The 24,988-nt window shown below is 43.3% G+C and carries 18 protein-coding genes and 1 riboswitch; of the genes, 10 read left to right on the top strand and 8 right to left on the bottom strand.

The features are described from left to right. Window positions 1-4: 4 nt before the first annotated feature. Both lptC and ACWJAO_RS02210 read right to left on the bottom strand, forming a co-directional pair. Complete coding sequence (gene lptC, locus ACWJAO_RS02215) at window positions 5-634, bottom strand: LPS export ABC transporter periplasmic protein LptC (RefSeq protein ID WP_449139129.1); 630 nt, start codon at window positions 632-634, stop codon at window positions 5-7. Window positions 635-716: 82 nt separating this feature from the next. Beyond that, a complete protein-coding gene (locus ACWJAO_RS02210; protein WP_296080057.1) occupies window positions 717-1,997 on the bottom strand; it encodes a hypothetical protein in 1,281 nt (426 codons plus the stop codon). A 165-nt stretch (window positions 1,998-2,162) separates the two neighbouring features. On the opposite strand from ACWJAO_RS02210, the gene ACWJAO_RS02205 reads away from it, so the two are divergent. From ACWJAO_RS02205 to ACWJAO_RS02185, 5 genes are all read left to right on the top strand, one after another. Continuing rightward, complete coding sequence (locus ACWJAO_RS02205; protein ID WP_449139118.1) at window positions 2,163-3,440, top strand: Lnb N-terminal periplasmic domain-containing protein; 1,278 nt, start codon at window positions 2,163-2,165, stop codon at window positions 3,438-3,440. Between the two features lie 68 nt (window positions 3,441-3,508). After that, entirely contained in the window at window positions 3,509-3,868 is a 360-nt protein-coding gene (locus ACWJAO_RS02200; protein ID WP_296080063.1) for a hypothetical protein, read from the top strand. A 231-nt stretch (window positions 3,869-4,099) separates the two neighbouring features. After that, window positions 4,100-7,438 (top strand): preprotein translocase subunit SecA, encoded by a 3,339-nt coding sequence (secA, locus tag ACWJAO_RS02195; protein ID WP_449139117.1) that lies wholly within the window; start codon window positions 4,100-4,102, stop codon window positions 7,436-7,438. Window positions 7,439-7,682: 244 nt separating this feature from the next. Beyond that, complete coding sequence (gene feoB, locus ACWJAO_RS02190) at window positions 7,683-10,214, top strand: ferrous iron transport protein B (protein ID WP_449139116.1); 2,532 nt, start codon at window positions 7,683-7,685, stop codon at window positions 10,212-10,214. 169 nt (window positions 10,215-10,383) lie between these two features. Next, a complete protein-coding gene (locus ACWJAO_RS02185) occupies window positions 10,384-12,168 on the top strand; it encodes an AAA family ATPase (protein ID WP_449139115.1) in 1,785 nt (594 codons plus the stop codon). 294 nt (window positions 12,169-12,462) lie between these two features. On the opposite strand, the gene ACWJAO_RS02180 is transcribed toward ACWJAO_RS02185, so the two are convergent. Next, window positions 12,463-13,644 (bottom strand): MFS transporter, encoded by a 1,182-nt coding sequence (locus tag ACWJAO_RS02180; protein WP_449139114.1) that lies wholly within the window; start codon window positions 13,642-13,644, stop codon window positions 12,463-12,465. A 156-nt stretch (window positions 13,645-13,800) separates the two neighbouring features. Here ACWJAO_RS02180 and ACWJAO_RS02175 point away from each other — a divergent pair, with 156 nt between their 5' ends. Both ACWJAO_RS02175 and ACWJAO_RS02170 read left to right on the top strand, forming a co-directional pair. Further along, on the top strand, window positions 13,801-14,667 hold the full coding sequence (locus ACWJAO_RS02175; RefSeq protein ID WP_449139113.1) for an SGNH/GDSL hydrolase family protein: 867 nt from the start codon (window positions 13,801-13,803) through the stop codon (window positions 14,665-14,667). A 230-nt stretch (window positions 14,668-14,897) separates the two neighbouring features. Beyond that, a complete protein-coding gene (locus ACWJAO_RS02170) occupies window positions 14,898-15,017 on the top strand; it encodes a hypothetical protein (RefSeq protein ID WP_264909694.1) in 120 nt (39 codons plus the stop codon). Window positions 15,018-15,150: 133 nt separating this feature from the next. Here the strand turns inward: ACWJAO_RS02170 and ACWJAO_RS02165 are convergent, their stop codons facing one another. The 4 genes from ACWJAO_RS02165 to ACWJAO_RS02150 form a co-directional block, all read right to left on the bottom strand. Continuing rightward, window positions 15,151-17,394 (bottom strand): DUF2357 domain-containing protein, encoded by a 2,244-nt coding sequence (locus tag ACWJAO_RS02165; RefSeq protein WP_449139112.1) that lies wholly within the window; start codon window positions 17,392-17,394, stop codon window positions 15,151-15,153. A 5-nt stretch (window positions 17,395-17,399) separates the two neighbouring features. Continuing rightward, window positions 17,400-19,244 carry an McrB family protein gene (locus ACWJAO_RS02160; RefSeq protein ID WP_449139111.1) on the bottom strand — a complete coding sequence of 615 codons (1,845 nt, stop codon included), beginning with the start codon at window positions 19,242-19,244 and terminating at the stop codon, window positions 17,400-17,402. Between the two features lie 2 nt (window positions 19,245-19,246). Next, the gene (locus ACWJAO_RS02155) at window positions 19,247-20,446 is read right to left on the bottom strand and encodes a DNA cytosine methyltransferase (RefSeq protein WP_449139110.1); all 1,200 of its coding nucleotides are present in this window, start codon (window positions 20,444-20,446) and stop codon (window positions 19,247-19,249) included. A gap of 623 nt (window positions 20,447-21,069) precedes the next feature. Further along, window positions 21,070-22,134, bottom strand: coding sequence for a PDDEXK nuclease domain-containing protein (locus ACWJAO_RS02150; protein WP_449139109.1), 1,065 nt, complete (start codon window positions 22,132-22,134; stop codon window positions 21,070-21,072). A 149-nt stretch (window positions 22,135-22,283) separates the two neighbouring features. On the opposite strand from ACWJAO_RS02150, the gene ACWJAO_RS02145 reads away from it, so the two are divergent. Both ACWJAO_RS02145 and ACWJAO_RS02140 read left to right on the top strand, forming a co-directional pair. Beyond that, the gene (locus ACWJAO_RS02145; protein ID WP_449139108.1) at window positions 22,284-22,457 is read left to right on the top strand and encodes a hypothetical protein; all 174 of its coding nucleotides are present in this window, start codon (window positions 22,284-22,286) and stop codon (window positions 22,455-22,457) included. A gap of 88 nt (window positions 22,458-22,545) precedes the next feature. Continuing rightward, on the top strand, window positions 22,546-23,400 hold the full coding sequence (locus ACWJAO_RS02140; RefSeq protein WP_449139107.1) for a TIGR02452 family protein: 855 nt from the start codon (window positions 22,546-22,548) through the stop codon (window positions 23,398-23,400). A gap of 92 nt (window positions 23,401-23,492) precedes the next feature. Here the strand turns inward: ACWJAO_RS02140 and ACWJAO_RS02135 are convergent, their stop codons facing one another. After that, the gene (locus ACWJAO_RS02135) at window positions 23,493-23,750 is read right to left on the bottom strand and encodes a hypothetical protein (RefSeq protein WP_449139106.1); all 258 of its coding nucleotides are present in this window, start codon (window positions 23,748-23,750) and stop codon (window positions 23,493-23,495) included. Then, window positions 23,750-23,861, bottom strand: a riboswitch (SAM-I-IV-variant riboswitch). Its footprint overlaps the gene before it by 1 nt. Before the next feature lie 275 nt (window positions 23,862-24,136). Between ACWJAO_RS02135 and ACWJAO_RS02130 the strand changes: the two genes are divergently transcribed. Continuing rightward, window positions 24,137-24,550, top strand: a complete 414-nt coding sequence (locus tag ACWJAO_RS02130; RefSeq protein ID WP_153118284.1) for a secondary thiamine-phosphate synthase enzyme YjbQ — start codon at window positions 24,137-24,139, stop codon at window positions 24,548-24,550. The last annotated feature ends 438 nt before the right edge of the window (window positions 24,551-24,988 follow it).

Genomic DNA, 24,988 nt, shown 5'->3' with positions numbered 1-24,988 from the left:
TTAATTAGTGCATGATAGGAATCGTAGTGGCTCTGACTGGTGTAGCCGGCTGACGGAAGTTATTCTTGACAGAATCAGGCTGGCTGCTCAATGTATCGGCACCGCCACCGCCTCCTGTCAGATCTCCCTTTTCAAAGCTACCCTTCGAATTGCTCACATAATAGCGCGTCATCTTTTCATCACTCCAGAAATGAGAACCCTGAAGCGTTCTTTCAGGAGTAACAAGTTTACTGAATACGTTACTTGACAATTCGTGCTTATTCTGATCCCAGGTAAGTTGCTCACTATTGAAACGCAAACCATCTTTGGTCAGGATACTCACCCTACCATAAAGTTTCCATATCTTCTGCTGATCATAATAATAAGCTGTATCACACTGGATATAACTATTAATATGGAATTTCTCATCAAACTGCTCCAGCAAAAGTCCCTTATCAAAGATCCACAAAGATGGATTCTTGCTGGTATTCACCTCCCACCGTTCTGTTACGATGCGATATTTCATAACTCCCGAGTCGCTTACCAATGTATTTACACCATACGACGTCATCATCGCCACCGAGTCTTGCGGACGGATGGCGGGCGCAGTATGTTCTACCTGGTTCTGGCAACCAGCCAAAACCAGGTAGAACATCAGAATACCGACAACATAAGAGCCTTTTATTCTATACATTATTATATAGAGATTCTATACATTATTATATATAAGCGGAAGATTAATCCATCTTCCACTTCTTAAACCAATCCTCGTTGAATGTGAATCCGATATTGATACGGAAAGAATTTTCCTTAATCAAATCCTTAGCCGAACTCTTCACCCACTGACCGCTGATATTCAGCATAGAGCGGTTGTTGTAAGAGTTCATGATAGGAATACCGAAACCAGCACTTACAGAGATTTCCTTCGGACCATCAACACCATTCATCTTATAATAAGGTGTGGCGTAGCTGGCACCTACACGATACTGAACACGCTTGAAGAAAGCACGGCTGCGCTCTCCATAGCAATACTGGGCACCAAGATTGAACTTGCTTCTATCCTTGTAGATACCATCTTTCAATGCATAGTTGGTTCCATCGAAACTAGGATAACCCAAGCTACCCCACTTCTGCAAAGTATAATCAAAGCCAACCTTCCACTGGTTGTTATGATTCCACATTACGCCCGCACCAATCATGGTAGGCAACTTATAAGCCTTATCAATAGAATAAGCGGTGGTATCGGTTACACCATTCTGAGTATCATTTGAAATGATCTTCATATCAGCAGAAGCCCCCAGACCATGTCCAGGCGAGAAGGTAACCCCCACGGTAGCCCAATCTTTCTTTGAGAACTGATGGGTATACTGTACACCGAAATCTACCTTATAGCTGTTCACCTGCATAGAATAGTAACGGGTGAGGGTCTTGTAATAAGAATTGCTGTAGCTGTTAGATACGCTTCTGTCGATACTACCCCAGAGATAAGAGAAGTTGGCACCTACAGACAAGCCCTTGAGCGGTTCCCAACCAGCACCGATGTATGCCTGATGCAAACCGCCATCGCCGGAATAGGTATTGGTATAGTAAGCTTCCTTGTCAGCATTCACCCATTCTGATGCAGAATAATTATAGCCAACATTGGTAAAAGGAATGATACCGAAGCTCATACCTACATGTGGCAGCAAGCGGAAGCCTGCAACAACATACTCAAAATTTGAGTTGTTGGCATTCTTCTTCACACCATTCTCTTCAAAATTTGTCACCTGACCAGAGATGCCGGCATCAAGGATGAAAGTCATAGAATCGAGCGAAGCATAAGATGCAGGGTTGAGATAGTTCACCTGATTATGCTCATGAAAGCCGAGACCGACTCCATTCATACCGCGATTAAAACCAGAAGTCTGGTCCGACAAGATGCCAAGACCATACTGGCTGTATGGCGAATTAGTACCACTTTGGGCATTAACCATAAGGGCTGAACCCAACAATAGGGTTGCTAAAAAAAGCTTTCTCATTCTTTAATAATCATTCAAAATTATATTCAGAGTGCAAAAGTATTAAAAAAAATCTAGAAAAAAGAAGGATAATTGAAAATAATAAGGTATTTTTGCATCGTGAAACGTTTTAAGCATATTTTTAGTGCCATTTTAGCAGTAATTTTAATCAATTTAACTACTGAAGTGGCTGCACAGGATTTTTCAAGAGACAAGGACTCTGATATTTCTGTGCAGAACAGTCGTGTCAATGAAGAAGCTACTGCGTGGCTCGATTCTGTTGACATTTCTCTCCTGACTTGCGGACCAGGTCAGGAGGTGTGGTCGTATTATGGACATACCGCTCTACGCATCCAGAACAAAGCTATGGGAACCGACGTTGCCGTCAACTGGGGTATGTTCAGTTTTAACCAAAGTTGCTTTGTGCTCCGCTTTGTTTTCGGACTCACCGATTATCAGATCGGCATCTACCCGATGAGCGACTTCATTGCCGAATATGCACATGAAGGCAGATGGGTAAGACAGCAGCGCCTCCGTCTCTCCCGTACAGAGAAGCTGGGAATCCTGAGAAGCATCGACAAGAATGCACAGCCGGAGAACCGCGTATACCGTTACAATTTTTTCTATGACAACTGTACAACCCGGGCACGCGAGATGATTCTCTCCAACATTGGGAACCAGAGTACCAACTTTAAAGATACCCCTACCACTTCTACCTACAGGGAAGAAATTCACAAGCTAAACGAACAGCACCGTTGGGCAAGATTCGGCAATGACCTTCTTCTGGGTTGTCAGGCAGACCGCCCTATCACACAAAGAGAATGGGAGTTCCTGCCAGACAATCTGAGCAAAGACTTCGCCACAGAAGGAAGAACTGACTTTGTCGGTGCATCTCAGATTGCGGACGGCAAAACCAATGCTACAACAGCCAGCGGCTATATCACCCTGGTAGATGAAACATCTGATCTCATCCCTGCACAGGCACAAGTATCAGACGATACTCCTGTCACACCACAAATGATTGCCATCGCCCTGGCGCTCATCATTATAGGAACAACAATAGGCGAATGTGTAAAAAAGAAAAACTACTGGTGGTTTGATGCCATCCTGCTTGTTCTGACTGGATTACCGGGACTGATTCTCTTTGCCATGATCTTCTCGCAGCATCCTACCGTACAGATAAATTTCCAGATTCTGATACTGAATCCGCTCAACCTCATCTTTGCATGGAAGACCATCAAGAGGATGAAAGCAGGTCGTCAGTATTGGTATTTCGAACTTTTAGGATGGCTTCTGCTCATAGCCCTGTTCATGCAGATATGGCAGAACTATGCTGAGGGTATGAGTATTTTGGCACTTTCTTTGCTAGCGAGATACTGCGTCAAGTCGACCATGATGGATTTAAGTCCAAACAATTACGGTCTACAGAAGCATATCGTAAAGAAATTCAGAAAGAATAAATAGACATTAAAATATACGTAAGGAAACGATTGGTACGATATCGTTTTCCGTACAGAAGAAGATAAACAACAATGATGGTAAACAGATATATCACGGCCCTTTTAGTTGTCTTGGCGGCAACCGGCATGGAGGCACAGACTTATCAGCAGGCGCTGAAGTTTGCGCTTACGGATATATCCTACGATGAATTCATCCAGCAACCGGAGGCGAAGGCATTGGAGGAGGACATCCTCTGCGTGCTCAAAGCCATCAAGGCGGCATCAGAAGATGAAAGCATCGCAGCACACCATCCTACCTTGTCGGCAACACTTGCTGCCCATTCTTCTGACATTCTGACAGACATTCATTCACATATTTATTATGAATCCCCTACGGAGCACAGATACAAAGTTCCGTATGGGAGTATTGTTATTCGAGGTCCAGACTGCTGATTTTGCGCTTTTTGTAAGCAAAACTCAGAAGATTTGCCATAAAAACAGGTAATAATTGGCAATTTCTTGCAGATTTACGGATATTTTTAGTAAATTTGCAAGCTAGTAATAAACAACAGGAAAAAGCAGAAGAGGAAAAAGGACTGACAGAGCAGCATTTGTCTTAACTCCTTTAACTCCTTAACTCCTTTAACTCCTATATTTCGAATAATAATAAAAAATAAATATACAATGAACTTTAACAAAATTCTCCAGTCATTGTTTGGCAACAAGTCAACTCGCGATATGAAGTTGATCCAGCCAATCGTAGAAAAGATCAAGGCAGAGTATCCTAAGATGCAGGCCTTAAGCAATGACGAACTTCGTGCAAAAACAAAAGAACTTCAGAAGTACGTACAGGAGTACGCCAAGGAAGAGAAAGCTAAGATTGCTGAACTCAAGGCTAAAATTGAAGACACTCCTATCGATGAGCGTGAAGGTATCTTCAACCAGATCGACAAGTTAGAGCAGGAAGCACTCGACAAGTATGAGGAAGCCCTCAACGAGGTTTTGCCTCAGGTTTTCGCTATCGTAAAGGATACTGCTCGCCGTTTCGCTGAGAACGAGGAAACAATAGTTACTGCTACCGACTTCGACCGCGAGTTGGCTTCTAATCCAGCTAACGACTTCGTTACCATCGATGGCGACAAGGCTATCTATCACAACCACTGGACAGCCGGCGGTAATGATATGAAGTGGGAAATGATTCACTACGATGTACAGCTCTTCGGTGGTGTTGTTCTCCATCAGGGTAAGATTGCCGAGATGGCTACCGGTGAAGGTAAGACTCTCGTAGGTACTACTCCTATCTTCCTGAATGCCTTGACAGGTAATGGTGTTCACGTCGTTACCGTGAACGACTATTTGGCTAAGCGTGACTCTGAGTGGATGGGACCTCTCTATATGTTCCACGGTCTCTCTGTAGATTGTATCGACAAGCACCGTCCTAATTCCGACGAGCGTCGCAAGGCATACCTGGCAGATATCACCTTCGGTACCAACAACGAGTTCGGTTTCGATTATCTTCGTGATAACATGGCTACCAACCCAGCCGACTTGGTACAGCGCCAGCACAACTACGCCATCGTCGATGAGGTCGACTCTGTGTTGATTGATGATGCCCGTACCCCATTGATTATCTCCGGTCCTATTCCAAAGGGCGACGACCAGATGTTCGAGCAGTATCAGCCATTGGTTGAGAAACTTTACGAGGTACAGCGCAAGCAGGCTACAGAATTGCTCGCCGAGGCTAAGCAGAAGATTAACGAAGGTACAAAGGCTAAGAATCAGGAACTCCTCGATGAAGGTTTCCTCGCACTCTTCCGTTCTTACAAGGCATTGCCTAAGAACAAGCCATTGATCAAGTATCTTTCTGAGGAAGGTATCAAGGCTGGTCTGCTGAAGACTGAGGAGTACTACATGGCAAACAACAACCGTGAGATGCCTAAGGCTACTGAGCCATTGTACTTCGTTGTAGACGAGAAACTGAATTCTGCCGACCTGACCGATAAGGGTACAGACTGGTTGGCTAAGCAGGTAAACGATAAAGAACTCTTCGTATTGCCTGATATCACAACAGAAATGAGCGAACTCGAGGCTCGTACAGACCTTTCAGACCAGGAGCGTCTTGACAAGAAAGACGAGATGCTGGCTCACTATGGTGTACAGAGCGAGCGTGTTCACACCTTGCAGCAGCTCTTGAAAGCATACACCATGTTTAATAACAACGACGAGTATGTCGTAATGGACGGACAGGTGAAGATTGTGGATGAGCAGACAGGACGTATCATGGAAGGCCGTCGCTGGAGCGATGGTTTGCACCAGGCTATTGAGGCTAAGGAGCATGTAAAGGTAGAGGCTGCTACACAGACCTTCGCTACCATCACACTTCAGAACTACTTCCGTATGTACCACAAGCTCGCCGGTATGACCGGTACAGCAAGTACTGAATCTGGTGAGTTCTGGGATATCTACAAACTCGATGTTGTTGAGATTCCAACCAACCGCCCTATCCAGCGTAAGGACTTGGATGACCGTGTATACAAGACAGCCCGCGAGAAGTATCGTGCAGTTATCGACGAAATCGAGGAGACACGTAATGCAGGTCGCCCAGTCTTGGTAGGTACAACATCTGTCGAGATTTCTGAGTTGTTGAGCAAGATGTTGAAGATGCGCAACATTCCTCATAATGTATTGAACGCTAAGCTGCACCAGCAGGAGGCTCAGATTGTAGCCGAGGCAGGTCGCTCAGTTAACGGTAAGGGTGCCGTAACCATCGCTACCAACATGGCTGGTCGTGGTACCGATATCAAGCTGACTCCAGAGGTGAAGGAAGCAGGTGGTCTTGCCATCATCGGTACAGAGCGTCATGAGAGCCGTCGTGTAGACCGTCAGCTCCGTGGTCGTGCCGGTCGTCAGGGTGACCCAGGTTCTTCTGTATTCTATGTATCATTGGAGGATAAGCTGATGCGTCTGTTCGCTTCTGAGCGTATCGCCAAGGTAATGGACCGTCTCGGTTTCGAGGATGGTGAGCGTATCGAGAGCCCAATGATCAGCAAGAGCATCGAGCGTGCCCAGCGTAAGGTTGAGGAGAATAACTTCGGTATCCGTAAACACCTCTTGGAGTATGATGACGTGATGAACCGTCAGCGTACCGTTATCTACGAGAAACGTCGCCACGCCCTCATGGGTGAGCGCATCGGTATGGATATTGCCAACATCATCTGGGACCGCGTATTGAACATCGTTAACAACAACGACTTCTTCGGTGCCAAGGAAGAGTTCCTGAAAGTTCTCGCAATGGAGATCCCATTCAACGAGGATGAGTATGAGAACGGAAGACGTGAGGATTTGGCTGAGCGTGCTTTCCAGGAGGCTATGGCTACATTCAAGCGTAAGACAGACCGCATCCAGGCTACAGCAATGCCTATCATCAAGCAGGTATACGAAAACCAGGGTGCTATGTACGAGCGCATCATGGTGCCTATCACAGACGGCAAGCGCATGTACAATATTCCTTGCAACCTCAAGGAGGCATACGAGAGCGAGGCTAAGAACGTAGTGAAGGAGTTTGAGAAGAGCGTTGTTCTCCAGATCATCGATGACGACTGGAAGGAGAACCTCCGCAAACTCGACGAACTGAAGCACTCTGTACAGAATGCAAGCTACGAGCAGAAGGATCCTCTCCTCATCTTCAAGTTGGAGAGTGCCAAGGTTTGGGATGCCATGATCAATGACATGTACGACCGTATTGCAAGCATTCTGATGCGTGGTCAGATTCCTGTAATGGAGCAGGAGCAGCCAGTTCAGGAGGCAGCTCCTGAGCAGCGCACCCAGCAGAACTATGTAGAGAGCAAGGTTGATCTGGATGCAGAGCGTGAGGCACAGGAGGCAGCTGCTAACCAGGATACCCGAGAGGGCGCAGAAGTAAACCGCACTCCATACCGTGCTGAGCGTATGCCACGTCCTAACGACCCATGTCCATGCGGAAGCGGCAAGAAGTTTAAGAACTGCCACGGCAGAAACCTGTAATCACAAGAAATGATGATGCTCTTATATATATAATAAGGTATAAGAACATACGTCATCAGAAATAATGATAAGAATACCTAGATTTGATGATACTCTCATCATTTCTAGGTATTTTTTTTATAAAACTACATCATTGCTATCAAGTTGCAAAGAATTATTAGTAACTTTGCAGCCAAAAAGAAAAAAAAGCAGACCATAAGGCCGTGCTCAAGGAAAAGAACAAGATTAAAACAAGGAAAGATATATGAAATTATCAGAACTTAAAACAGGTGAAAGTGGCGTTATCGTCAAGGTATCCGGTCACGGTGGCTTCCGCAAGAGAGTCATCGAGATGGGATTCATCAAGGGCAAAAAAGTAGATGTACTTCTCAACGCCCCACTCCAGGACCCTGTAAAATACAAAATCATGGGCTATGAAGTTTCTCTCCGTCATAGCGAAGCTGACCATATCGAGGTGGTTTCCATCGAAGAGGCTAAGCACGATGCCCAACTGAATAAAGCTGACGAAGTAGACCGCCAGCAGGTAATTGACTCACAAGCAACAGATACTGTAAACAACGATGAGAATGCACTCGGCGACAAAATGCTCGTAGCTGAAAGAAAAGACAATGCCAGCAACGAAGCCTTGGCTGAGCAGGAAGCAGAACGACTCCACCGCGTCATCAACGTAGCTTTGGTAGGTAACCCAAACTGTGGTAAGACTTCCCTCTTCAACTTTGCATCGGGTGCTCACGAACGTGTAGGCAACTATAGTGGTGTAACTGTAGATGCCAAAGTAGGTGAAGCCGATTTCAACGGCTATCACTTCAATCTAGTAGATTTGCCGGGCACCTATTCGCTTTCTGCCTATTCTCCGGAAGAACTCTATGTGCGCAAGCAGCTCATCGAGCATACGCCGGATATCGTCATCAATGTCATCGATACCAGCAATCTGGAGCGCAACCTCTATCTCACTACCCAGTTGATAGACATGCACATCCGCATGGTCTGCGCCCTCAACATGTTTGATGAAACCGAGAAGCGTGGCGATAACATCGACTACGACAAACTGGGCGAACTCTTCGGTATCTCGATGATTCCTACCGTCTTCACCAATGGCCGAGGCGTAGACAAACTCTTCGAGACCATCATCGAACTTTACGAAGGCAAGGAAGATTCCAGCGCTCACTATCGCCATATCCATATCAACCACGGACATGAGATAGAGCACGGTATCGAGCATATCCAGAAGTATCTGAAGGCAGATGATTCCATCCGTCAGCGCTACTCTACCCGATATCTCTCCATCAAGTTATTGGAGAATGATAAGCATGCAGAGGAATACGTAAGCCATCTGAAATCTTCTAAAGAGATCTTCGCAGCCCGTGACGAGGCAGCCAAGCGTGTGAAGGAAGAGACCCTGGAGGATAGCGAAACCGCCATCATGGATGCCAAATATGGTTTTATTCATGGCGCATTGCAGGAAGCAGGCTATGAACCGGGCAAGGCAAAGGATACCTATCAGGTAACCCACCTCATCGACAGCATCCTGACCAACAAATATGTGGGCTTCCCAATCTTCATTCTCCTGCTGTTCATCATGTTCTCAGCTACCTTCGTACTGGGCGAGATACCTAAGGGATGGATTGAAGACGGTGTGGCATGGCTGGGAGAATTCATCAGTACCACAATGCCGGACGGACCTGTAAAGGATATGCTGGTAGATGGTGTGATTGGTGGTGTTGGTGCGGTCATCGTCTTCCTGCCACAGATTCTCATTCTGTATTTTTTCATCTCTTATATGGAGGATTCGGGATACATGGCTCGTGCCGCCTTCATCATGGATAAGCTGATGCACAAGATGGGCTTGCATGGCAAGTCATTCATCCCGCTGATTATGGGATTCGGATGTAACGTACCTGCGGTGATGGCAACGAGAACTATCGAGAGTCACCGTTCCCGTCTGATTACGATGCTGATATTGCCATTGATGAGCTGTTCGGCTCGTCTGCCAATCTACATCATGGTCATCGGAACGTTCTTTGCCATCCAATACCGTTCGCTCATCATGGTATCACTCTATCTCATCGGCATCTTCCTAGCCGTGATATTGAGCCGCATCTTTGCCAGTTTCGTGGTGAAGGGCGAAGATACCCCATTCGTAATGGAGTTGCCTCCTTACCGCTTCCCTACCTGGAAGGCGATAGGCCGACATACCTGGGAGAAGGGTAAGCAGTACTTGAAGAAGATGGGTGGTATCATCCTTGTGGCAAGTATCATCGTCTGGGCTTTGGGCTACTTCCCTCATAATGAGGAACTTGACAACCAGGCACAGCAGGAGCAGAGCTATATCGGCAGAATCGGTAAGACCATCGAGCCTATCTTCACCCCACAGGGTTTCGACTGGAAACTGGATGTGGGTCTGGTTTCCGGTGTAGGTGCCAAGGAGATTGTTGCCTCAACAATGGGTGTGCTCTACAGCAACAACGACAGTTTCTCTGATGATCAGGATTACAACGATGAAGACGGAAAATACGAAGTATTGAAGAAGCAGATGACTTCTGACTTGAAGAAGACCTACGGTTACAGCGATGCCGAGGCGGAATCGAAGGCTACGCTCACCGCCTACTGTTTCCTCCTCTTTGTATTGCTCTACTTCCCTTGCATCGCCACCATTGCCGCCATTAAGGGCGAGACGGGCAGTTGGAAATGGGCAGGCTTTGCCGCCGGCTACACCACGCTTCTGGCATGGGTAGTATCAGCTCTGGTCTTCCAGATAGGAAGTTTGTTTATATAAGAAATACAGTTCCCTATGCATAAGAAAGCCCCTAGACTTTTTCATCGAAGTCTAGGGGTTTTCTTGTTTCCAAGTTAAATAACAAACAAAAAATCAGCGATATTCCTTGCTTATTCCAAATAATTATGCTAACTTTGCCACAAAATATAAATCATAAGGAGAATCGCTCATGGATAGTAATATCACAAAGAAGAAATTTGCCAAACGCGAATACATTTATCGCAAGCGCATCCCTTACGGAATGATGAACTTCGTTACCGTGAGAGAGAGGAATTGTTATTACGTTGACAAGACCTCATTTATTGAAGAAATTGAAAATTCAAACATGTATTTCTTCTATATCCGCCCTCGCCGTTTCGGCAAGAGCCTTACCCTCTCCATGCTCAAACAGTATTACGACATCAACATGGCTGATAGGTTTGAGGAACTGTTTGGGGGATTGTATATCGGCGAGAATCCAACACCTGAGCACAATACCTATCTGATTATCTCGCTCAACTTTGCCGTGGTAGATGCCAATCTTGAGAATTATAAGAAGGGACTTGATGCACATTGCAACACCGAGTTTAACTACTTCTGCGATGTGTATGCACGTTATCTGCCTGCCAATTTGAAGGAGGAAATGAACAAGAAGGACGGTGCAGCTGAGCAGCTGGACTATCTCTGCAAGGAATGCAAGAAGACTGGACAGAAGGTGTATCTATTCATCGATGAGTATGATCATTTCACGAATACCATCCTGGCAGAACCGGATTGCCTCAACAGCTATCAGGCTGAAACTCATGGCACGGGTTATCTACGCAAGTTCTTCGATACCATCAAGTCGGCTACTGATTCTACCCTGGAGCGAGTCTTCGTAACCGGCGTCAGTCCTGTTACCATGGATGATTTGACCAGCGGTTTCAACATCGGTACCAACTACTCCTTGGCATACGAGTTTAACGAGATGACAGGTTTCACGGAGGAAGAAGTACGCGAAATGCTCACTTACTATACCGATACCCTCAATCTCCACAACTACACCGTGGATGATTTGATAGAACTGATGAAGCCATGGTACGACAACTATTGCTTCGCAGAGGCTTCTTACGGAGAAACCACCATGTATAATTCTAACATGGTGCTCTATTTCATTGATAATTATATCAGAAATAGAGGAAAACTGCCAAGGAATATGATAGAGGAAAATATCCGATTGGATTACAATAAACTCCGTATGCTCATCCGCAAGGACAAGGAGTTTGCCCACGATGCCTCTATCATCCAGCAACTGGTAGAGAATGGTTTTGTGGCTGGTGAACTCAAGACAGGCTTCCCTGCCGAGCAGATAGGCGACCCGGATAATTTCGTGAGTCTGCTTTACTACTTCGGCATGGTTACCATCGCCGGAACTCATCAGGGAAAGACCAAGTTCGTAATACCAAATGAAGTAGTGCGGGAGCAGTTGTTCAGATATCTCCTTGACACATACAAGGAGAACGATCTGAAATACGACTCATACGAAAAGGGAAACCTGGAAAGTGCCTTGGCATATTGTGGAGAATGGAAGCCATATTTTGAATACATCGCAGATAGTCTGCATAAATATTCATCCCAAAGAGACCACCAGAAGGGAGAATATTTCGTACATGGATTCACGCTTGCCATGACCTGCGACAACAAGTTCTATCGCCCGATATCCGAAAAGGATACACAGGAAGGATATGCCGATATCTTCCTCTGTCCATTGGTTGACAACTTTAGCGATATGCTGCATTCCTACATCGTAGAGCTCAAGTATGCCAAGTCGAAAGATACCGATGCGCATGTGGAACAACTCAGACAGGAAGCCATCAGTCAGGTGAATAGATATGCAGAAAGTGAAGTAGTAACTTCTTCCATCAAGACCACACAGCTGCATAAAATCATAGTGGTGTATAAAGGCACAGAAATGGTGGTTTGCGAAGAAGTATAAATTCCACAAAAGAGGAATAGAATGTAAAAAGGCGCACAACACCTGAACGACAGCCGCACAACAACTGAGCGACGCTCGCACAACACCTGTTGTGCAAGCGCACATCAGCTGTTGTGCGGCTCACTATACAATATATCCTGAAGACTTATTCAATATATCTGAAAGACTTCAAGTAACTGTTCGGAAGACTTATGTCATATCCTTGAACGCCATCAATCATATCCTTAAACGACATCAACCATATCATTAGAAGGCATCAATCATATCATTAGAAGACATCAACCGTTTCCTTATTCAGGATAATCTCTTTCCTACCTTTGCGGCAACAAACGCTATCATCAGACCCAGGCAGACGGCAATGCTGATGGCAATGCGGAGACCGGTAGCCTCAGCAAGCCATCCGATAACTGGAGGTCCTACCAGGAAACCGAAGAAACTGATGCTCGAAACGATGGTAATGGCGATGCTCGCCTTGATGGTTCCCAACTTTCCGGCGATACTGTAACAGATAGGAACCGACGAAGAGATACCGAAACCTACCAGCAGGAACCCCAAAGTGGCAGGAATGAGATAAGGCAAGGCGGCAGCCATCCACAAACCACCCAATATCAAACCACCACAAACCTTCAAGACTCTGGATGGTCCATATTTCGTAACAAACCCATCAGCCATGAATCTACCTAACGTCATCGCTCCCATACCAGCCACATAACCCGCACGGATAAAAGCCTCATCGAGTTTTACTACTGATGAGAAATATACGCTACTCCAATCGTAAACGGTACCTTCACAGAACATGCCGGCAAATCCCATCAGTCCCAAGAGGAACAGAATCGGGTCGATGGTCTTGAAAGAGAACTTCGGAACATCCTCCTCTTCAGCCTTCGCCATGGCATCATTAACCAGAAAGCGGAAACCGACAGCAACAATGAGAATACTCAGAGCCAGGATAGTTCCAAAGTGGACATCTATCGGGAGCAAAGTATTAGCAAAGATGGCACCGATGATACCACCCGAAAAACCGCCCAGACTCCACAGACCATGAAACGACGACATGATGTTGCGCCCATACATCTTCTCTATCAGACATGCCTGCGTATTGGTGGCAATGTTCATCAGATTCGCCATCATTCCGAAAGCAATAAGACTCAAAATCAGATGAAAAACCGTAGTACTGCTACCGATGCAGAAAAGAACCAGGGCATAGAGCAGTTCTGACAGAACCAGCATCTTCTTGCTGCCAAATCTACTCACCAGGATACCCGAGAAAGCCATCATCAGAAGCTGGCCGATAGGGATGGCAAAAAGCACAGTTCCCAACTGTCCGTTGCTCAGATGCAACATCTGTTTTACATCCGGAATACGGCTTGCCCAACTGGCAAACACCACTCCCGGTACAAAATAATAAGCCGCAACCGCCACTCGCTTGCGCGCCAAATCACTCAAATTACTCAATTTACCCAAACTGACTGTCATCCTTAATATACCTGTTTTATATATTCATTTCTATTTGCGGCTGCAAAATTACAAAAAAAAGCAGAAATAGACCGATATTTGAACAAAAAATATTGCGCCGTTTGAGATTTTTGACGTACCTTTGCGCTCAGAATTAAGAATAAAAACAAACGAATTATGAAGAAACAAACAATCATGACGCTGGCACTTGCCCTCACTCTGGCGATGCCAACCCTACCCGCCTTCGCCCAGAAGGCGATGAGCAAGAAGGAAATAGCAGAAAAAGAAAAGACTTTCAAGAACCTTCAGCATCCTTGGAAGGGAAAGAAGGTGGCTTACTTCGGTGACTCCATCACCGACCCTAACATCAAGGCATCGAAGGTGAAATACTGGGGATTCCTGCAGGAATGGCTCGGCATCACCCCTTATGTTTACGGCGTGAGCGGCAGACAGTGGAACGACATCCCCCGTCAGGCAGACCAGCTCCAGCAAGAACATGACGATGATTTCGATGCCATCCTCATCTTCATGGGTACCAACGATTACAACAACGGTGTGCCTGTAGGCGAATGGTATACGGAGACTTTCGACAGCGTGAGAGTAGCCCGCCACAAGCCAAGCGAAATGGTACAGCGCCGCCACCGCCACTTCTGTATGGACAAGAATACCTTGAAAGGCCGCATCAACATCGCCATGTCGAAGTTGAAGCAGATGTATCCTACCAAGCAAATCGTGGTGATGACTCCTGTGCACCGTGCCCTCTTCACCAGTGGTGACAAGAACATCCAGCCAGACGAGATGTACGAGAATGCGCGTGGCATCTTCTTCGATGAATACGTGAAAGCTATCAAGGAAACAGGCAATGTCTGGGCGGTTCCGGTCATCGACCTCAACTCCCTTTCCGGTCTTTTCCCTCTTTACGATGCTGGTGCCCAGATGTTCAACAAGCCGGATACCGACCGTCTCCATCCAAACGATGCCGGTCATGCCCGCATGGCAAAGACCATTATGCAGCAGCTCTCTGCATTGTCTTGCGTATTCTAGAAATCCGCATCATTTTCTACCCACGTACATGAGCATCCATACCCATGTACACGGGTAAGCATGACCGAAACGATGGGTACGAGTGACCGTGACGATGGGTAAAGATGACCAAGGTAGTTGGGCAAATTTGCCCAACGCCTCGGGCACAGGCGGGCATTGCCTTAGCGTGCCTTTTCCTTCTATCGATAGATACTTTTTTACTTTATAAACTAGAAAAGTAGCATGTTTTGGTGCATGGATACTATACAATTAAACCAAAACAGCTTTGGAATATCATAGAGAAGGATATACCTGTTTTGATGCCGCAAATCAAGCAACTTCTTGATTCAGAGAAGTTTACAGAAGAGTAAGCAAGAATAAGGCGTGGCATTAGGTGGCAATAGGTGACAATAAGAATACGTCTTATTGCCACCTATTTCTTTCTGTGTATCAATTACTTACAATCTGCGTGGCAGATGTGACAATAAAATAGAAAAACTTTTTCTACATACGCGATGTAATATAGGCATCAATATCGCTAAATGTCGTATCCAAGAACGTGAGATCTGTCATTTTCAAAACATCAATCATACGATATTCCTTATACAGTTGGCGAGAAAAACGAAGTTCAAAGGCTAAACGCAAATCATCTGTTGCATCAGCCCCTTCATCTTGCTTAGCCTCTTTACCCGTTATGGTTCTCATTCTCACAATCTCATACACATCACGAATCCCCTTACCCTTGATATACGGCACGAAATAATGAAGATCCTGCAAAGCGATGGTTGAAGGGAACTTGGCACCCGTATAATATAAGGTGGCAGATTGATTCAAGAAACTCTTTTCATATCCACGCCGATGACTCGGACGAACCACACCAACCAACACCCGATTATCCACTTCCATTACAGTTCCCTTCTGCGGAATCACATGTTGCACAGTATCCTTCGCCTTCGTTTCTATCAGTTCTCTGATAAAACCTTCAAGCAACTTTCTGTTATCGCTATCGTTCGGCCGAAGCGGAAAAGCACCAATGTTCACCTCCTTAATAGTTTGATAGAACTTTGACACCTCCACCTCCGCCGGTTTACCATCTCCAGGAAAAAGAATGTATCCGCCAATCACCTCCTTCTTTAACGGAGCCTCAGCATAATCACGATAATAAATGGCATCACGATAACGATGCATCTGATTGATGGCATCATCCGGCGGCACATCTACTCCACTCGCATTCTTGCTGGCTATCCGATATTTCGCATCGAAGAGATAGGTCATCTTCATATCTTTCTGCAGATCATTCTTGGTAAGTTGCAACACGATATCCGGCTTCTGGGGAACTGTTGGTACTATCAGATTCTGCATTCCTATACTATCATTTGTCTGCTCAGTACTTTTCGGATTATATACCAATTCGGCAAGTTCCACCCCATCTTTTCGAAAGAGAATACGAGAATGCTCTCCCTTACCCAACTCCCAGGTAAACAGACCATTCAACTCCATTCGGTTGCGATGTTCCACATCATCCATATCCAGATTCAACTCCTTTTTTACGATGTGACTCACCTCTATGAAACACCATATTTCATAAAGCGTGGCGATGTCCTTAGATTGCAACCGATAGATACCCTCGTTCAGCGAGTAAGCCTTACGGAGCAAATTCCAAGTCCGATAAACCTGACTATATCCCGTAGCTTTCTGAAGAACCATACTTTCCTGATTCAACCCCTTGAAACGACCAACGGTTCGGAAGAAAGGATTTTTCCTTAATCGATTCAGAGAAACATAAGTTGCCTGAAGTTCTTGCTTAGTAGCATCAGAAACCTCCTTAACCTGCTCTATACGAGTTTTTAAGAGTGCATACTTATCCGTTATCTGCGATAAAGCAAATTTCAGAAATCGATTTTCCTGAGTATCATTCGACTCCACCTTTTCGATGATACGATAAAGATGAGCGGGTTCTTTGCGATGCTCAGCTATTTCATTTTCAAGAGACATCGGAATCCGCCGCAACTTATCAGCCCGCAGATAAGTTTCCCTGCCATGCAAGCGATGACGTGGCCGGTCGATAATGTGACGACAAGCCTCCAAGAACTTCTTTTGTTCACCAGCAAAGATACTCCACCATATAATCTCTGGCGTTTCTCCCTGTTTATCAGGAGCAAAACTATGATAGGTACGTTTAAGGAAATCAAGCGAGAGCATCCGATACTCTTGCTCAATATCCTCTACGATTTTCTTCCAATGAGAATGATAATCCAGCTTAGAGCTCAACACCTCGAAGGAGAATGAAAACTTTCTTTTGATGAGTTCAGAAGATACATTATCTGATTTCTTTCTCTTAACAGTATAATCAAAACAGATTTCAGAACGTCCTATCTCATTGCCGAAATTCAGAAAGCCAGCCAACATACCATGCCGGAAACTGAACCTATCGTTTTCATTCTGCAAGATGGAATCAAAATGTGCATCTACTACCTTAGCGGTATTCTTTTCCTTAAACTCCACCCATATCGGATAGTCTGCATTATCAAAGAATATGGCAGGAGCAGAAGAATCTTTTAATATTACCTCAGAAGTGGATTGATCATTCAAATACCGCTCCACCTGTTCAACCCCATCCGACCAGGAATATGTGGAGGTAAGTTTGTCTTCCCCCACATTCCTCTTCGCTTTATCCCAAACAGCATCAAACTTGGTGCATTCAATGGTCATCACAAAGTCGTGATGTTTGATTCTTAAAAGTTCCATTACCGTTAACTCCAAAAACTAGTGTAACCAGAACTAAGTTTCTTTTCCATTTCATCCAACTTAGCTAGAGAAACAGAACTATCTCTCATGTTTTCGGGCAACATCTTCGAAACCACTTCCTTCAAGGAAGCGAGCAACTCCGCCTTTACCTTCTCCTCATCGCCTTCTATTCTAGAGAGGATTTTCATAGAAGTAATCTCATCCAAAGCACGGACCACGACTTCATTTTGCGACATTTCCTGCCCTTGGCTGTTTTTACGATAAGGCAAATTATTGACCACATAGAGCAAGAATTCGTTACGGGTTCGATAAGCAATTTTAAAAGGTGTACCTTCCAATACAGCATTGATTTTCTGCAAGTACTGTATCGCCTGGTTGCAAACCTCCCGGTTTTCCTGGTACACGTCAACACCTTCCACCTTATCTCCTACCAAGTCTTCAAAGTTGAGTTTTCCTATCTGTTCGTGTCGGGAAGTTAATCCACCATATAAATCCACCTCATTCATTTCGATGGTCATGGCTCTGTCGAGTACTTTTCGGGAGAAAGAAAAGGTTGTTTCGTCCATATTGACGGTTCCCACGATAATGAGGTTCTGGGGGATTGTTAATCGCCTTCCACCTTCTTCTTTTAAATATAGATTTCTTTCTTCGTCATTATCTGCAAAGAGTTGATCTATCAAATTTTTATAAGCTTCAGTCTGTTCATAATCAACAATCGGATCCGTTACAACAACGCCATCTTCATCAACTTGTCTGCCTTCAATCACACTCAAGAACTCAGCAAAGTATTGTTCTACAGGAGCAAGATTCATCTCATCCAGACATAAGAAATAAGGATGCTTTGGGTCGTGGATAGCCTTAACCATAAATCGAAGAAATGGTCCAACAATATAACGTTCGCCATAAATTCGACTTACATACCCAATAAGTTCAGATGAGTCATGCCAATTAGGCTTCACCTGTACCATCTCAAAGTTCTTAGGCTTATGCTCCTTATATTCGGGAGAATCAACATCCCAACAAGCACGAGCCAATTCACGAACGATTCTACTCTTACCTGTACCAGAGATACCAGCCAAGAGAAGGAAAGGCTTCGACTTGATGGCTGTGATATAAGGGCGGTACTTGTATTTGATTGAATCTTTATTTTTTGAAGATATCTCTTTATCAACAAACAATTCATCGATATCAGCAGCAGATATACTACAAGCTTCTAAATCAAACTTCAGAATATATTTATTTAAGCAAACAAGAAAGTTTTCCTTATCCGCCAAAATGAAATCAATTAACTTTTCTGTAAAAATATCCTGTAAAGCAACAAGTATAGCCTCGTAATTATCACCATCGGGAATTGAGACATCTCTTAAAATCCATATAATAAGAGCTACATATAATTCTTTGTTTTCAACATATGCAGACAAATTAGAATAATACTCCTCATCACGTATCAAAACCCCATTCCGAATTGAAAATAAAGGCTTATTACCACGTTTGGGATAGCTAAATGTTTCTGATGAATTTACAAGAGAAGCACTAACTTGTCCAGCAGAATAAAAATTACTTCCAACACAATAATCTCCAGCATGTGATTTTAAAGGATGGAAGAAATTAGTAGTGTACATTCCTTCACATACACTACATATCTTTCCTACATAAGAAACAAATTCTTTTTTATCTGCCAAATCACGAGTATCACAATCTCTATTATGCGTACGAAAGAACATATCCAAAGCCAAGAAATGCCTAATCGCACTTACTTTTTGAGTAGCACCTTGCAAACTCGGATTTTCAGACAAACGAGAAAGGCATTCATATGCCTTTAATACTGATTTTTTTGAAAAATATCTCATACTTAATCCTTAGGTAATACTTTTAATAATGCATATCCCAATACCCATGCAAGTACAGGTGGAACAGCATTTCCTATCACTTTATAACGAGATTGAAGTGGTATAGAAGTAAAGAGATAATCATCCGGAAAAGACTGAATTCTCGCACATTCACGAACAGAATATCTTCTATTCTCTACAGGATGTGTTATACCACATTTATCGGGTTGAGCTGAAGCGGTAATCGTTCCATTAATTTCCCCAAAAGCAAATCTTCTGAAAAATTTTGGTGCATGATACTTCTTTGGATTATCAGCAATTTTTTTGAAACGTTCCGTTAGAAGTTCATAAGGAATATCCTTCCACGATCTACCTTCAAAGCAAATTGACGGTAAATCAGAATAGCGGTATCCATCTTTAAAATATTTAAAAGCATCTAGCCCATGAGAGCATCCACCAATCAAGTCAACGGTATGCTGCGTTCCAGGACTATAAGGCCAAACATCAGAATCTGCTACATCACTAATATTTTGTAATATTCGCCCTAATAACAATTCTTCTTTTTTTCCAAAATGCTCAGAAGGTATTTCATATTCTTCCACAATTTCTTTCATCAGACCAAAATCAAAAGCAGGAATTCCTAAAGACTTATCAATACCAACCATTAAAACCCTATATCGTTTTTGAGGTACTCCATAGTCTGAAGCACATACTAAATGCATCGAAACATCATACCCTAATAAGTTCATTCGCTTTTCGATTTCTTGCGGTACTGTTGTTACATTATCTTCCATCTTAGAAGACAAAATACCACGGACATTTTCAAAGACAAAAGCTTGAGGACGATGTCCATTATCGATTTTTCCTCTAATAACACGTTCACATTCAGCAAATAAAGTTCCACGACCACTAGTGTCATTTACTCCTTTTCGGTTACCTGCATTTGAAAAAGGCTGGCAAGGAAAGCCTGCCAACAGGATATCAAAATCTGGAATTTCAGAAACTTCAACATCACGAATATCTGCCAAAATACTTTCTCTACCATCTCTCGTCAATAAATGATTTGCATTATAGCAAATATAAGCATCCTGGTCAAAGTCGTTTGCAAAAACAATTTTTGTATTTAATCTTTTGAAGTAATGACTTCCAAAATGAAATCCACCAGTAAAGCCTAAATCTAGTCCTCCACATCCAGAAAATAAAGACGCAATTTTTTTGGGCATATTGCACAACGTTTTTAGGGAAACTATTACTAATTTCCCTTGTTACTAACTATTTTGAAGTGACAAATACCCACATATAAATACAAGAGTATAACCCATGAGTACATAACTCATGCGCTACACTGTATTATATAACGAATCTATAAAAAGGATATATTGCCGCTATAGATGAGCGTTGAACTTCATTCAGAGAATGGGCTAACACACAATGCCCGAGAGATAGACACAAAAGAAGCGTAGGCTTCCCTTATCTAACTCTCGGGCATTTGGCGTGGCCCATTCCTACAGATAAGTTCAGCCCACGCTATAGCGCAGGCATTCACTTATTCTATGTAGGAAATACGTCTTTAAATCGCCAAATTTCGAGAGTATTCCGAATATCGTAAACGCTTTGTATATTAATATGTTATATGTCTAAAGTTTATTCTTTCTGTTTCTTATTATTCTATTTTATTTGTTCAACATTATGTTACAAGGGATCAGCCGCCTGCGGCAACCTCTCCCCTTTCGAGGGCAAAGTTACAAAAAATAAATGAAATATGCAACTTAATACTTCAAAATATCTTTTATCGAGTAAATTTTACTTGAAGCATCAAAGGAGAATCTTTATATTTACAACATTATCAGTCCTGCTCTTTATTGGCTTGTTGTTGCATAAAAATCTCTTTTTGCCGCTCTATTTCGTGTCGAAGCTGATCTTCGGTTGGCAGATAAGTCAAATACTTAGCTTGAAACAATTGCTTATTCTCCTTCAAGATAGAATACTTTGCCATATCCTCACTTGTCTTCGAACACAAAATCAAGCCTATCGTCGGATTATCACCATCCGTTCTTTTCAACTCATCATACATTCTGACATACATATCCATCTGCCCAACATCTTGATGAGATATCTGGGTAGTCTTCAGGTCAATCAACAAAAAGCATTTCAAGATATAGTTATAAAACACAAGGTCTATATAGAAATCTCCCATATCAGTATGAATATGCTGTTGGCGAGCAACAAAGGCATAACCTTTACCCATTTCCATGATGAACTTCTGAAGATGAGTAATGATACTTCCTTCCAACTGCGACTCTGAAAAATCAGAATTAGGTGCAAGTCCCAAAAATTCTGCCACTACTGGATTCTTGATAAATTCCAATTTGTCCTTTTGCATAGGAGCAGTAATTTCTTTCATCTCATTCTCCACTACAATTTTATTCTGCGATTGCAATAGACGGTAATAATATTGCGAAGCAATGTTTCGACGAAGCGTTCTCACACTCCAAGTCTCCACAAATGCCTCGTGGGCATACCAATTGCGAGCAGCCTCATCATCTATATCCAGAAGCTGACAGTAATGTGTCCAAGAAAGAAGCTCAGATTTTCCAATCGGTGATTGGAAAATGTTTGGGAAAGTCTTATAGAATCTTGTAAAGTTATATAAATAACTCTTAGTAAAGCCCTTACCATATATACTAGTAAGCTCCTTCGAAAGATTCTTTATGACTTCATGCCCATATTCTGCACGATTTTCCCCCAACAAGATTTCCTCGCTAATACGTTTACCAAGCAACCAATTGCGTTGAACCATCGTAATATTGATAGAGCGGAAAGCCTCTTGTCGTGCGAAATCTATTATGCTTTGAGCATCAGCCAACAGATTGTCACTATTGTTACATAATTTCAAATTCATTTTCTTCATATACAAAAAATTACATTCTTATATGTGGGCAAATTTACAAAGAAATATCGAGAATACCACATTTTTTATATATAAAAGTTTGGAGAATGCAAAGAAAACTTGTATTTTTGCAGCACATATAATAAATTGATTAATAGGAGGACATAAATATGGCAACAGCAATAAAAGTAATCCCTACTTTACATGGCGAAGATGCAATTCGCTTTCGTGAGGAAATGGAAGCAAACGAAAGAGCATTTCTTTCAAGATCGAAAAGGGATAGAAATAAAGACCCCTTTGTTATAAAAATGAGAGAAATGTTACGCAAATCTGGATTAAGATAATTAAGAAATACCAGACTCATGTATTGTGATTTATTGGCAGAAGATTAATGAAGTATTTAAAGATACTTAGCTTAAAACAGAAGAAATCATGATAAACGACAGAAGACAACTGGCTGACGTGTATCAGCAAACTATAGATATTGTACTGGAGGGACATTACACCTCGGAGAATGGGGAGGAAGTGAAACTGCTCGACAATACGAAGATGCTCAAGGGAAGCAGATTCTATACCAAGCCACTGGATGCTTCTAATGTACCTAGCCTTACAGAAGGTTCCACCAAGATTATTGTGAAGAATGACGACAGCATCCATTGCGGTCATCTGTTGCAGCAAGAAGGATACAATCCCGTGGTTCTCAACCTGGCAAGCCGTCGCAACCCGGGCGGTGGCGTGAAGAACGGAAGCCGGGCACAGGAAGAAAGCCTCTTCCGCAGCACCAACCTCTTTCTCTCGATGTATCGCTATGCAGAATATGCCGAGGATTACGGATTGGAGAAAAGCAAGTTCCAATATCCCATGCCTGTGAGATTCGGAGGCATCTATGTGCCAGACGCTACCGTGTTCAGGGCTGGAGCCAAGGATGACTTTGCCTTGCTCGATACTCCTTATTATATGTCGTTCGTGGCAGTAGCTGCCATCAATCATCCTGATTTAGATAGAGATGGAAACATCTGCGAAGAAGATGCCGCATTGACGAAGAACAAAATGAGGACGATGCTGCGTATCGGTCTGTTGAACGGACACGACAGCATCGTGCTCGGTGCATTCGGTTGCGGTGCCTTCCACAATCCTCCGAAACATATCGCAAGACTGTTTCACGAAGTCATTGACGAGAAGGAGTTCAAGGACAAGTACAAGCTCATCGCCTTCGCCATCCTTGAAGACCATAACTCGCCAAGAGGTGGAAACCTGCAACCCTTCATCGAGGAATTCAAGTCATAAACTCCCACAGATTTGGCTTTCCCTTCGGCCGCCGATTTTCAATTCACAGATTCACACAGATGGGGCTTGATTCATATCAGAGAAACATTCCCCTACTTCCAGCAGTAATCAATGCCTCGTTTCTCGCACTCTCCCCGCAGGGCGGCAAGGAAGTAACTGCGCTCGCTGCCCCACCCACGAACCTTGCGCTCATGCTCTACGGTCTGCTTTAAACGCTCATCGCAGTATGCAGCAAAGCGGGCTGCATACTCTGAAATTCTTGACTCGGCATAGCCTGCATCAACAGTTGATGACTCGGCATTAGCTGCCATTACATTCTCATTGTTCTTTAAATCTGAATTTGGATTCATAAAGATAATTATTTTAAGTTGTTAAACACTTACGCATTCTTTTACCACCGTGGTTATCTCTATGCGAAACTCGGTTGGTGTGCCACAACTGGGCAACTCTTAATGCTTGATTTCGGTTGCAAAAGTACATCATTATTCTGAAACCACCAAATTTTTTCGGGATTATTTTTTCAGAAGATTTCCCTTCTTCTAAAGAAGAAGTTTTTTCGGGGATACCAGAATGCAAAAGAAATGCCCGAATTGAGATAGGAAGAGATAGCCATTTAAATGGTTAAACTTTCCTATATTTGCATTATAACAGTATTATAATAATAAAATTATAATTATCTTTGCATTCTGATTATCAGAAAGATACAGGCTATTGAAATATAAAGAAAAAGAAGAATATGATACAGCAAGTAGAATTTTCATTGCGCCCGCTTCCTCGCGGATTTCACCTCGTAACCAATGAGGTGATGAGGAACTTGCCGGAGCTGCCTAAGACGGGGATACTGAATCTCTTCGTAAGACATACCAGTTGCGGATTGTCGCTGAACGAGAACTTCGACCCGGATGTGAGACATGATTTGAAGGGTATCTTCGAAAGACTGGTTCCGGATGGTGACCCAAGATACCTGCACCAGGATGAAGGACCTACGGATATGTCGGCGCATGCCAAATCGAGCATGGTGGGGGTATCGCTCACCATTCCTATAACCAATGGAAGATTGAATCTTGGTACCTGGCAGGGGATCTACCTCTGTGAATTCAGAGAGGGAGGCGGAAGCCGTCACCTCATCGCAACGATTATTGGGGAATAATTCTTAAATTCTTGATAAAAAAAACTTTAAGTCAAGAATTTAAGAATTTTCATTCTTGCCTGATGAATTACGCCATAAGCAAGAATTTCAGGAAGCCAGAGTTGACAACGTCAACTTTTCCGTAATTCTCATCCATTCATATCGTCACGAGAGTGAAAAAATTCTCTAATTCTTAAATTCTTGATAAAAAAAACTTTAAGTCAAGAATTTAAGAATTTAAGAATTTTCATTCTTGCCAGATGAATTATGCCATAAGCAAGAATTTCAGGAAGCCAGAGTTGACAACGTCAACTTTTCCGTAATTCTCATCCATTCATATCGTCACGAGAGTGAAAAAATTCTCTAATTCTTAAATTCTTGATAAAAAAAACTTTAAGTCAAGAATTTAAGAATTTAAGAATTTTCATTCTTGCCAGATGAATTATGCCATAAGCAAGA

This window comes from Segatella sp. (assembly GCF_977051555.1).
This window is presented reverse-complemented; position numbering and strand designations above follow the sequence as displayed.

Excerpts from the sequence above, each read along its gene's own strand:
- secA (WP_449139117.1), top strand. The coding sequence starts at position 4,100 with ATGAACTTTAACAAAATTCTCCAGTCATTGTTTGGCAACAAGTCAACT.
- ACWJAO_RS02155 (WP_449139110.1), bottom strand. The coding sequence starts at position 20,446 with ATGCCCAAAAAAATTGCGTCTTTATTTTCTGGATGTGGAGGACTAGAT.
- ACWJAO_RS02150 (WP_449139109.1), bottom strand. The coding sequence starts at position 22,134 with ATGAAGAAAATGAATTTGAAATTATGTAACAATAGTGACAATCTGTTG.
- ACWJAO_RS02185 (WP_449139115.1), top strand. The coding sequence starts at position 10,384 with ATGGATAGTAATATCACAAAGAAGAAATTTGCCAAACGCGAATACATT.
- ACWJAO_RS02165 (WP_449139112.1), bottom strand. The coding sequence starts at position 17,394 with ATGGAACTTTTAAGAATCAAACATCACGACTTTGTGATGACCATTGAA.
- lptC (WP_449139129.1), bottom strand. The coding sequence starts at position 634 with ATGTTCTACCTGGTTTTGGCTGGTTGCCAGAACCAGGTAGAACATACT.
- ACWJAO_RS02145 (WP_449139108.1), top strand. The coding sequence starts at position 22,284 with ATGGCAACAGCAATAAAAGTAATCCCTACTTTACATGGCGAAGATGCA.
- ACWJAO_RS02200 (WP_296080063.1), top strand. The coding sequence starts at position 3,509 with ATGATGGTAAACAGATATATCACGGCCCTTTTAGTTGTCTTGGCGGCA.
- ACWJAO_RS02210 (WP_296080057.1), bottom strand. The coding sequence starts at position 1,997 with ATGAGAAAGCTTTTTTTAGCAACCCTATTGTTGGGTTCAGCCCTTATG.
- ACWJAO_RS02130 (WP_153118284.1), top strand. The coding sequence starts at position 24,137 with ATGATACAGCAAGTAGAATTTTCATTGCGCCCGCTTCCTCGCGGATTT.
- ACWJAO_RS02160 (WP_449139111.1), bottom strand. The coding sequence starts at position 19,244 with ATGAGATATTTTTCAAAAAAATCAGTATTAAAGGCATATGAATGCCTT.
- feoB (WP_449139116.1), top strand. The coding sequence starts at position 7,683 with ATGAAATTATCAGAACTTAAAACAGGTGAAAGTGGCGTTATCGTCAAG.
- ACWJAO_RS02175 (WP_449139113.1), top strand. The coding sequence starts at position 13,801 with ATGAAGAAACAAACAATCATGACGCTGGCACTTGCCCTCACTCTGGCG.
- ACWJAO_RS02180 (WP_449139114.1), bottom strand. The coding sequence starts at position 13,644 with ATGACAGTCAGTTTGGGTAAATTGAGTAATTTGAGTGATTTGGCGCGC.
- ACWJAO_RS02140 (WP_449139107.1), top strand. The coding sequence starts at position 22,546 with ATGATAAACGACAGAAGACAACTGGCTGACGTGTATCAGCAAACTATA.
- ACWJAO_RS02135 (WP_449139106.1), bottom strand. The coding sequence starts at position 23,750 with ATGAATCCAAATTCAGATTTAAAGAACAATGAGAATGTAATGGCAGCT.